We start from the raw sequence: 9,892 nt of genomic DNA on the forward strand, positions 1-9,892 counted from the left end.
GCGCTGCCGGGCCTGATCCTGTCCTGCTTCACCGGCGGCACGCCGGTGGCGGCTGCGGGATGTCCGGGGCCCGCCGTGGTCAACGTCTGGGCCTCCTGGTGCCCGCCCTGCCGCAAGGAGCTGCCCGCCTTCCAGCGGCTCAGCGAGCGTGCGGCCGGCCGGCTCCAGGTGATCGGCGTCAACAGCCGGGACACCCGCAGCGCCGCCCAGTCCATCGGCGAGGACTACGGCATCCGCTTCCCGATGCTGTTCGACCAGGGCGAGGCGCTGCAACGGGAGCTGGGGCGCAACGCCCTCCCGCTGACCCTCCTCGTCGACGCGCAGGGCCGGGTCCGCCACACCGACGCCACCGGCGCCCTCGACGACGCCCGGCTCGCCGCGCTGGTCCGGCAGCACCTCGGCGTAGAGGTTTCCGCGTGAGCGCGAGGAGTGAGCCGGTCCTGCGAGCCCCGCAGTCGCGAATGAAGGTGGCACCGTGAGCGCGAGGAGTGAGCCGGTCCTGCGAGCCCCGCAGTCGCGAATGAAGGGAAAGCCGTGACCCGCCCGCCGGCCTGGCTCGACCCGCTGCTCGGTCGGCTCGGCACCGCCCGGGCCGAGGACTTCACCCGACTCACCACCCCCGAGGAGGGCGGCCGGGAGAGCGCGGTGCTGGTGCTGCTCGGCGAGGAGGCCGGAGTCGGCCCGGACGTGCTGGTGCTCCAGCGGGCCGCGACCCTGCGCAACCACGCCGGCCAGCCGGCCTTCCCCGGCGGCGCGGCCGACCCGGAGGACGCCGACGCCTCCGCGACCGCGCTGCGCGAGGCGAACGAGGAGGTCGGCCTCGACCCGGCCAGCGTGACCGTGCTCGCCGAGCTGCCCAGGCTGTGGATCCCGGTCAGCGATTTCGTGGTGACCCCGGTGCTGGCCTGGTGGCACTCGCCGCACCCGGTGCACCCCCGGGAGCCGGCCGAGGTCGCCCACGTCGCCCGGCTGCCCGTCGCCGAGCTGGTCGACCCGGAGAACCGGATGCGGGTACGCCACCCGAGCGGCTGGATCGGGCCCGCCTTCTCCGTGCGCGGCATGCTGGTCTGGGGCTTCACCGCCGGGGTGCTCGCCACCCTCCTGGAGATGGGGGGCTGGGCCCGCCCCTGGCCGCGCGGCCGGGTGATCGAACTGCCGCCCGCCGGGGCCACCCCGGCACCCTCCGCCGGCACCGACGAAGTCGACGAGATGGCTGGCCCGCTGACCTGACCGTCACGTTCCGCAAGCGCAACGCCCCGGTCGTGCCCGGTGCCCGTACCCTTGACGCGTGTCCGTCGTGGATCTCGTCCTGCTCCTGCTCATGCTCGTGTTCGCGATCAGCGGATACCGCCAGGGCTTCGCCATCGGGGCGCTCTCGCTCTCCGGCTTCTTCCTGGGCGCGCTCCTCGGCCTCCAGGTCGGCCCCATCTTCGCCCGGCAGTTCGTCGACAGCGGCACCCGGGTGCTGATCTCCCTGGTCGCCGTCTTCGGCTTGGCCGTGCTCGGGCAGGCACTCGCCGGCTGGCTCGGCTCGCACCTGCGCAGGACGATCACCAACGACGTGGCGAAGCGGGCCGACGACATCGGCGGCGCGTTCGTCTCGCTCTTCGCCGTGATGCTGGTGGCCTGGCTGGTCGCCGTCCCGCTGGCCTCCTCCCCGCTGCCCTGGCTGTCCGCCTCGGTCAAGAACAGCGCGCTGCTGACCGTGGTGGACCGGGTGCTGCCCGACCGGGCCCAGGAGCTCTCCACCGCCCTGCGCGACACGGTGGACACCGACGGCTTCCCGGACGTCTTCAACGGCCTGGGCCGCACCCAGGCGCGGCAGGTCTCCCCGCCGGACCCGGCCCTGGCCGGCTCCCAGGTGGTGGCGAACAGCCAGCGGTCGGTGGTCAAGGTGCTGGGCTCCGCGCCGAGCTGCGCGCGCCGCATCGAGGGCTCGGGCTTCGTGTACGCCGACGACCGGGTGATGACCAACGCGCACGTGGTGGCCGGCACCCGCTCCGTCGCGGTGGAGCTGCGCGGCGAGCGGTACGACGGCGAGGTGGTCGTCTACGACCCGGACCGCGACCTCGCCGTGCTGCACGTGCCCGGGCTGCCCGGCCCGTCCCTGCGCTTCGCCGCCGGGCAGGCCGGCAGCGGCTCGGACGCGATCGTGCTCGGCTTCCCGCTCGACGGCCCGTACGACGCCCGGCCGGCCCGGGTGCGCGACGTCGACCGGATCACCGGGCCGGACATCTACTCCTCCGGCGACGTGACCCGGGAGATCTACACGATCCGGGCGCTGGTCCGCAGCGGCAACTCCGGCGGCCCGCTGGTCTCCTCCAACGGTCTGGTGCTCGGCGTGATCTTCGCGGCGGCGGCGGACGACCCGAACACCGGTTTCGCGGTCACCGCGGCGGAGGCGCGGCCGGTGGCGCTGGAGGGCGCGGAGCGTACCCGTGGGGTGGGCACCGGCGACTGCACCTAGGGCCTAGCCCCGCCGCGGCGGCCGGGTGAGTGCGGCCGGGGTCAGCTCCGGGCGTGGGCGGCGGCCACGTCCCCGCCCGACGGGGTGACCCCGGGCAGCCGGGCCCGGCCCCAGTTCAGCGTCCGGTCCAGCACCGCCCGGGCCATGATCGCCACGCAGGTGCCGCCGTTGACGAAGGACGCCACCACGTCGCTCGGGTGGTGCATGCCCCGGTACATCCGGGTCAGCGCCACCCCGACCGGTACCAGGACCAGCAGGGCCCACCAGGTGACCTTGCCGGCGGTGCTCTTGGCCCGCAGCGCCAGCAGCAGCGCGATGCCCACGTAGAGCGCCACCGCCGCCGAGGTGTGCCCGGACGGGAAGCTGGAGGTGGGCGGCGAGACGTCCATGTGCTCGACGGCCGGGCGACGCCGGTCGATGGCCATCGTGGTCAGCAGGAAGACCAGCGCTTGGGCGCTGACCGCGGCGCACAGGAACAGCGGCTCCCGCCAGCGGTGCAGCACCAGCCGCAGGACCAGCGCCGCCACCGCGGTGACCAGGACGATCACCTGGGTGCTGGCGAGCGTGCTGAACACCAGCGAGACGTCGTTCCAGCCCCCGGTGCGGTCGGCGGCCAGTTCCCGGTTGACCGCGTCCTCGACGGTGAACGGCCAGACCCGGTCCAGTACCCGGGTGACCAGCACCCCGAGCAGGACCATGAAGGTGAGCAGCAGGGCCACCGGCGCCAGCACCCGCTTGACGACCTGCACCGCGAAGTCGGACATGGGCCGCCCATTACCCCCGCCGGCCCGCAACTACGCGTCCGGCTCGTTCCGGCCGTCGGCCAGCTCGGGTTCCACGCCCTCGGCGGTGGGCCGGGCGGCGGGCCGGCCGGTCCGCTCCCGCCAGGTGGTGAACGCGGCGGCGGTCGCCGCCACCACCGCCACGCCGAGCAGCCAGCCGCCCAGCACGTCGCTGGTCCAGTGCACGCCCAGCGCCACCCGACTCAGCCCGGTCACCCCGGCGACCAGCACCGCCGCCACCCAGAGCGCCACCCGCGCCGCCGTCCGGCCCCGGGCGTACGGCAGGAAGACCAGCAGCAGCACGCCGGCGGCCAGGGTGGCGTTCAGCGCGTGCCCGGACGGGAAGGCGAAGCCGGCCGCCCGGGCCACCGGGTCGAGCAGGTCCGGCCGGCTCCGGCCGACCAGCAGTTTCAGCAGCGCGCCGAGCAGCCCGCCGACGGTCATCGTGGTGACCACCCAGAGGGCCAGCCGGCGGGCCCGGCGGGTCCACAGCCAGACCACCACGGCCAGCGCCGCCACCCGCAGCGGTCCCGGGCCGAAGACGCTGGTCCACCCGTTCATCGCCCGCACCCAGACCGGGTGGTCGACGGCGTAGCCGTACAGCGCGTCGGTCACCACCGCGTCCAGGTGGTGCAGCGGCGGCCAGGCGCCCACCACCAGCACGGCCAGCAGCGCGAACGGCACCAGCACCAGGAACGCCGCCGCGGAGGCCAGGGTCAGCCGCAGGCCCAGCGAGTGGTCGCGGTCCAGGCGTCGGCCCCGCCAGGAGCGGGTCGACGGGAGTACGGAGGGGCGCTGGCCGGGGTTGCTCATGGCGTCAGCTCTTACCCAGCAACGCGACCGATCAGGCCGGGGTCAGCGGCCCCAGAGACGGAACCGGCGGATCATCAGCGCGGTGCCGGTGACCAGGGCGACGAGGATGGCCACGCCGGTCCAGAGCCGGCGCGGCGCGGTGTCGTCCTCGGCACCGGCCGGCTGGGCGGACCAGCGGGTGTGCTGCCGGGGCGTGGTGAAGCCGAGCGGGTCGGAGCCGGTGCCGCCGGCCTGGGCTTCGTCGGTCGACCCGGGCGCCGGGCCGAAGCCGACCACGCCGGGGGAGGTCTGGTCGTCGAGCGGGTTGCCGTGCACCAGCGGCACGTCCGCGGTCAACGCGGCCACCGGGTCGACCATGCCGTACCCGAAGCGGTCGTCCCGACCGGTGGGGCCGATGTCCCTCGCGGTGGTCAGCAGCCGGTTGACCACGTCCCCGGCGGACATCTCCGGGAACCGGGCGCGCACCAGCGCGGCGGTCGCCGCCACCAGCGGTGCGGCGAAGCTGGTGCCCTGCACCCCCCAGTAGCCGCCGGGGCGGGCCCCGACCAGGCGGGTGGCCGGCGCGGTGAGGGTGGTGGCGTGCCCGGTGATCGAGCCGGACCACAGGTTCTCGCTGCTGCCCTCCAGCCCGGCCACGGCGATCACGCCGGGCTCCCGGGCCGGGTACCAGACCTTGGGGCTGGACGAGGTGGCGAGGTTGCCGGTGCAGGCGACCACGACCACGTCCCGGGCGAAGGCGTAGTCGAGCGCGGCGGCCAGCGCCGGGCTGTCGCCGCTGCCGCCCAGGGACAGGTTGATCACGCGGGCGCCGTTGTCGACCGCCCAGCGCACCCCCTTGGCGACGATCATCGCGTCGTCGTAGCGGTTCTCGTCGTCGAGCACCCGGACCGGCAGGATGCGGGCGCCCGGGGCCAGCCCGGCCACGCCCTTCCGGTCGTCGTTGCGCCCGGCGATCAGGCTGGCCACCGTGGTGCCGTGGCCCACCGGGTCCGGCTCGCCGGCGCCGGCGGGGGAGACCAGGTCGATGCCGGGCAGCACCTGGCCGGCCAGATCCGGGTGCGAGGCGTCCACCCCGGAGTCGATCACCGCGACGGTGACCCCCCGGCCGGTGGAGGCGCTCCACGCGGTGCTGGCCCGCAACTCCTCGAGCTGCCACTGGTCGTCGCGGACCCGGTCGCCCGGGCCGTGGTCTCCACCGGGGCGAAACCCGGCTCGGCCAGCGGCGCGCCGGCGGCGGTGACGGTGACCGGTCGGGACGGGGCGGCCGACGCCGGTGGCGGCACCGCGCCGACGACCGTCACGGCGGTCGCCGCGACACCGAGCAACGCCCGGCCGGCGAACCGGTGGAGCGCGGTCGGGGAGCCGTGCCGAACCCTGGTCACATCCTCCGCCATTCATCGTCCTTGACACGTGCTGCTCGGCAGATTACCGGTTTTCCCCTCCCCGGCGGGACGTTCCGCCGGACACGCTCACGGTGAGGGCAGATGTGCCAACTGGACCAGGCGTACGCCCTCACGCCGGGTGACCAGCCGGCCCCGCCCGGGCGGCAGCGGCCCGGGACGGACCTGACCGACCAGCGGCCCCTCGTCCGGGCTGCCGCTCATCACCAGCCCGGCGGTGGAGAGTTCGCGCAGCCGCTGCACGATCGGCTCGTACTGGGCCCGGGCGGCGCCGCCGGAACGGCGGACCAGCACCAGGTGCAGCCCGATGTCGCGGGCCTGCGGCAGGTGCTCCTCCAGGCCGCGCAGCGGGTTCGCCGGGCCGCTGGACACCAGGTCGTAGTCGTCGACCAGCACGAACAGCTCCGGCCCGGACCACCAGGACCGCTCCCGCAGCTGCGCCGGGGTCACGTCCGGCCCGGGCAGCCGGGCCTGCATGTAGCCGGCGACCGACTCGACCAGCTCGGCGGTGTGCGCCGCCGCGCTGCCGTACCCGATCACGTGCGGGTCGTCGATCAGGCTGTACAGGCTGCGCCGGTAGTCGACCAGGATGATCCGGGCCTGCTCCGGGGTGAACCGGTCGATGATCGAGGTGGCCAGCGCGCGCAGGAACGAGGACTTGCCGCACTCCGCGTCGCCGAAGACCACGAAGTGCGGCTCGGTGGCGAAGTCCACAGCCACCGGGCGCAGGTCCGCCTCGGCCACGCCGATCGGGAAGGCCAGCCCGGTGGCGGCGGAGGTGTCGAGGTCGGCGTAGGGGAGCACCGGCGGGAGCAGCCGCACCCGCGGGGCGGGCGGACCGGACCAGGCTCCGGCGACGGCCTTCACCAGGTCGGTCGGCTCCGTCCCGGCCAGCTGGGGCAGCGCGGTGAGGAAGTGCAGGCTCTGCGCGGTGATGCCCCGGCCGGGCGACTTCTCCGGCACGCTCGCCGCGGCGACCCGCTTCACCGCCGAGTCCGACGGGTCACCGAGGCGCAGCTCCAGCCGGGAGCCGAACAGGTCCCGGATGGCCGGCCGGAAGTCCATCCAGCGGACCGCGCTCGCCACCACGTGCACCCCGTACGACAGGCCGCGGGTGGCCAGGTCGGTGACCAGCGGTTCCAGGTCGTCGTACTCGCCGCGCAGGGTGGCCCAGCCGTCGACCACCAGGAAGACGTCGCCGAACGGGTCGACGGTCGGCTGGCCGGCCCCCGCCAACCCGGACCGGCGCTGCCGCCAGGCCGCCATCGACTCGACGCCCAGCTCGGCGAAGCGGCGCTCCCGCTCGGCGAGCAGGGTGGCGATCTCGCCGACGGTCCGGCGCACCACCGTCGGGTCGGACCGCCCCGCCACCTGACCGACGTGCGGCAGGTCGCGCAGCGCGGCGAGCCCGCCACCGCCGAAGTCCAGGCAGTAGACCTGCGCCTCGGCCGGCGTGTGGGTGAGCGCCAGCGCGCAGATCAGCGTGCGGAGCAGGTGCGACTTGCCGCTCTGCGGCCCGCCGACCACCGCCACGTGCCCGGCGGCGGAGTCCAGCGCCAGCCAGAGCAGGTCGCGGCGCTGCTCGAAGGGCTTGTCCACCACGGCCACCGGCACCTGGAGCGCGCCGTGCAGCTCCGGGTTGGCCACGGTGAGGCCGCGCTGCGGGTCGACGGCGGCGGCCCGAGCAGCTCGTCCAGGGTGGGTGCGCTGTCGAGCGGCGGCAGCCAGACCTGGTGCGCCGGCGGGCCCTGCCCGGCGAGCCGGCCGACCAGCACGTCGAGCAGGTTCTCCGTCTCCTCCTCGACGGCGGGCAGCGCCGGGGTGGCCGGCTCCGGCACCGGCACCAGGTGGGTGGAGAAGGTGAGCAGCCGAGTGCCGCCGCCGGCGCCGCCGCTGGCCGCCGCGCCCCGTCGGCGTACCGGCCCGGAGACGTACGCGGCCTTGAACCGGACCAGCGGGTCGGTGCCGGCCCGCAGGTACCCGTGCCCGGGCGAGCGGGGCAGCTCGTGCGCGTCCGGCACCCCGAGCACCGTCCGGGACTCCAGCGCCGAGAAGGTGCGCAACCCGATCCGGTACGACAGGTGGGTGTCCAGGCCCCGGAGCCGCCCCTCCTCCAGGCGCTGGCTGGCCAGCAGCAGGTGCACCCCGAGCGACCGGCCCAGCCGTCCGATCTGGACGAACAGGTCGATGAAGTCCGGCTTGGCGGAGAGCAGCTCGGAGAACTCGTCGCAGATCAGCAGCAGCGAGGGCAGCGGGGCCAGCGGGGTGCCGGCGGCCCGGGCCCGCTCGTAGTCGCGCAGGCTGGCGAAGTTGCCGGCCCGGCGCAGCAGCTCCTGGCGGCGCATCAGCTCGCCGTTGATGGCGTCCACCATCCGGTCCACCAGCGGCAGCGCGTCGGCCAGGTTGGTGATCACGGCGGCGGTGTGCGGCAACCGGTCGAAGGAGGCGAAGGTGGCGCCGCCCTTGAAGTCGACCAGCACGAAGTTGAGCTGTTCCGAGCTGTGCGTGGCGGCCAGGCCGAGCACCAGGGTGCGCAGCAGCTCCGACTTCCCGGAGCCGGTCGCACCGATCAGCAGGCCGTGCGGACCCATGCCGTCCTGCGCCGACTCCTTCAGGTCCAGCTCGATCGCGCCGCCGTCGGCGCCGACGCCGATCGGCACCCGCAGCCGGTCCCGCCCCGAGCGGGGCGCCCAGCCCTGCTCGGCGGTGAAGCCCTCCGGGTCGCCGATGCCGAGCAGCTCGGGCAGGCCCAGTTCGGCCCCGGGCGCGGTCTCGCCCCCGCGGACGGTGGTGGCCAGCCGCAGCGGCGCGAGCCGACGGGCCACCGCCTCGGCGTCCGGCCGACCTCCAGCCGGTCCGCGGTGCCCACCTCGGCGTGCCCCTCGGCCGACCGGGAGTGCAGCCGGTCGCCGCGCAGCTCCAGCAGGAGGGCGAAGCGGTCGAGCAGCCGCGGCGGCGGGGTGTCCAGGTCGATGACGGTGACCGCGTCGATGCCGCCGTCCCCGGCCAGCTCGGTCGCCCCGGTCAGGTCCCCGCCGTCGAGCAGCACCACCACGTGCGGCCCGTCGGTGGCCGGGCCGGCCGGGCTGAACCGGGACCGGGTGGCCAGCACCTCGTCGAGCAGCCGCTCCAGTTCGGCGGCGGAGCTGGTGACCAGCCGGACCGGGCCGAGCGCGTCGGCGCGGCCGGGGTGGTGGGCGTGCGGCAGCCACTTGACCCAATCCCAGAGCGCCCGCCGTTCCGGCCCGGCGCAGACCGCGATGAGCAGTTCGTCCGGGGCGTGGAAGACGGCGAGCTGGGTGAGCATGGCCCGGGCCAGCGCCTGGGCGGCGGGCGAGCCGGTGCCGCCCCGCGCGTCCCCGGCCTCGCCGCGGACGAAGACCCGGGCGAAGCTGCGCATCGACAGCGCCACCGGCAGGTCCGGCACCACCGAGTACGCGTCGAGGAAGCGCCGCAGCGCCCCCGCGGTCATCGGTTCCAGCTCCTCCAGCGGTCGGGTGACCGGGGGGATCAGGGGCGTCGCCAGGGTCTGCGGGCCGACGGCCACCCGGACCACGGCGAAGTCCGGGTCACCCGGCCGGCGCTCCCAGACCCGGTGGCTGTCGACGGTCGACCAGAGCCGGCCCGGGTCCGGGTGCCGGTAGAAGAGCCCGGCCCGCTGCTGCCCGGCCGTCTGCCGGACCCGGCGGCGCAGCGCGGCCAGGTGCCGCAGGTACTCGCGGCGGGCGGCCATCATCTCCGACTTCTTCGGGGTGCCGGAGGCGCTGCCCCAGGAGGTCACCAGCATCGCCACCGAGGAGAGCCCGAACATGCCGCCCACCACGTACGAGTAGGCACCGCCGCCCCGGCCGAACATCATCGCCATCGCCACCGTGCCGCCCAGCATGGGCAGCACCATCAGCGCCTGCTGCCAGCGGCCACCGGTCACCGCCGGGATCTCCGGCGGCGCCTCGACGGGCAGCTCACCGACCGGTATCTCCGGCGCCGGACGGCGCGGCGGTCGCTTGATGACGACAGTGGACACTGACCCTCCAAGGTGGCGCTCGGTAACCCGAGCCTGGCTCATGGTAGGTAAAGTCCTGTCGTCCGTCAGCCACCGCTCCCGCTCGATATGGAGATCAGTCGATGACTACCGGGCTGGCCAGGGTCACCATCAGCGCTCCGCAACGACGCGTCGACGTGGCCCTGCCGGAGCAGGTGCCCCTCGCCGAGCTGCTGCCCGAGGTGCTGCGGCACGCCGGGGAAGGGCTGGCCGACGACGGCGAGCGGCACGGCGGCTGGGTGCTGCGCCGCACCGACGGGGCGGTGCTGGCGACCGCGCAGGCGCTGCTCCCGCAGGGGGTGCGCGACGGCGAGGTGCTGCACCTCGTGCCGGCCCACGCCGAGTGGCCCGAGCTGGAGTACGACGACGTGGTGGAGGCGATCGCCGA

The 9,892-nt window shown here is 75.3% G+C and carries 6 protein-coding genes and 2 pseudogenes; 4 read left to right on the forward strand and 4 right to left on the reverse strand.

All coding sequences use genetic code 11. The annotated features are described in order from the left end of the window. The 3 genes from JNW89_RS17735 to JNW89_RS17745 all read left to right on the forward strand — a co-directional run. Positions 1-420 (forward strand): TlpA disulfide reductase family protein (locus tag JNW89_RS17735; RefSeq protein ID WP_238449764.1); only part of this gene is annotated, 420 nt, incomplete at its 5' end. 114 nt (positions 421-534) lie between these two features. Beyond that, complete coding sequence (locus JNW89_RS17740; RefSeq protein ID WP_238449765.1) at positions 535-1,230, forward strand: CoA pyrophosphatase; 696 nt, start codon at positions 535-537, stop codon at positions 1,228-1,230. 58 nt (positions 1,231-1,288) lie between these two features. Continuing rightward, positions 1,289-2,467, forward strand: a complete 1,179-nt coding sequence (locus JNW89_RS17745) for a MarP family serine protease (protein ID WP_088959917.1) — start codon at positions 1,289-1,291, stop codon at positions 2,465-2,467. A gap of 41 nt (positions 2,468-2,508) precedes the next feature. On the opposite strand, the gene JNW89_RS17750 is transcribed toward JNW89_RS17745, so the two are convergent. The 4 genes and pseudogenes from JNW89_RS17750 to eccCa form a co-directional block, all read right to left on the reverse strand. Beyond that, the gene (locus JNW89_RS17750; protein ID WP_238449766.1) at positions 2,509-3,231 is read right to left on the reverse strand and encodes a phosphatase PAP2 family protein; all 723 of its coding nucleotides are present in this window, start codon (positions 3,229-3,231) and stop codon (positions 2,509-2,511) included. Positions 3,232-3,261: 30 nt separating this feature from the next. Then, positions 3,262-4,062 carry a phosphatase PAP2 family protein gene (locus JNW89_RS17755; RefSeq protein ID WP_238449767.1) on the reverse strand — a complete coding sequence of 267 codons (801 nt, stop codon included), beginning with the start codon at positions 4,060-4,062 and terminating at the stop codon, positions 3,262-3,264. 42 nt (positions 4,063-4,104) lie between these two features. Then, positions 4,105-5,456 (reverse strand): annotated as a pseudogene (mycP, locus tag JNW89_RS17760) (type VII secretion-associated serine protease mycosin). A gap of 75 nt (positions 5,457-5,531) precedes the next feature. Then, positions 5,532-9,486 (reverse strand): annotated as a pseudogene (gene eccCa, locus JNW89_RS17765) (type VII secretion protein EccCa). Between the two features lie 101 nt (positions 9,487-9,587). Between eccCa and JNW89_RS17770 the strand changes: the two are divergent. Further along, positions 9,588-9,892: EsaB/YukD family protein (locus JNW89_RS17770; RefSeq protein ID WP_238449768.1), on the forward strand; the 305-nt coding region annotated here is incomplete at its 3' end.

This window comes from Micromonospora sp. 4G55 (assembly GCF_016803375.1).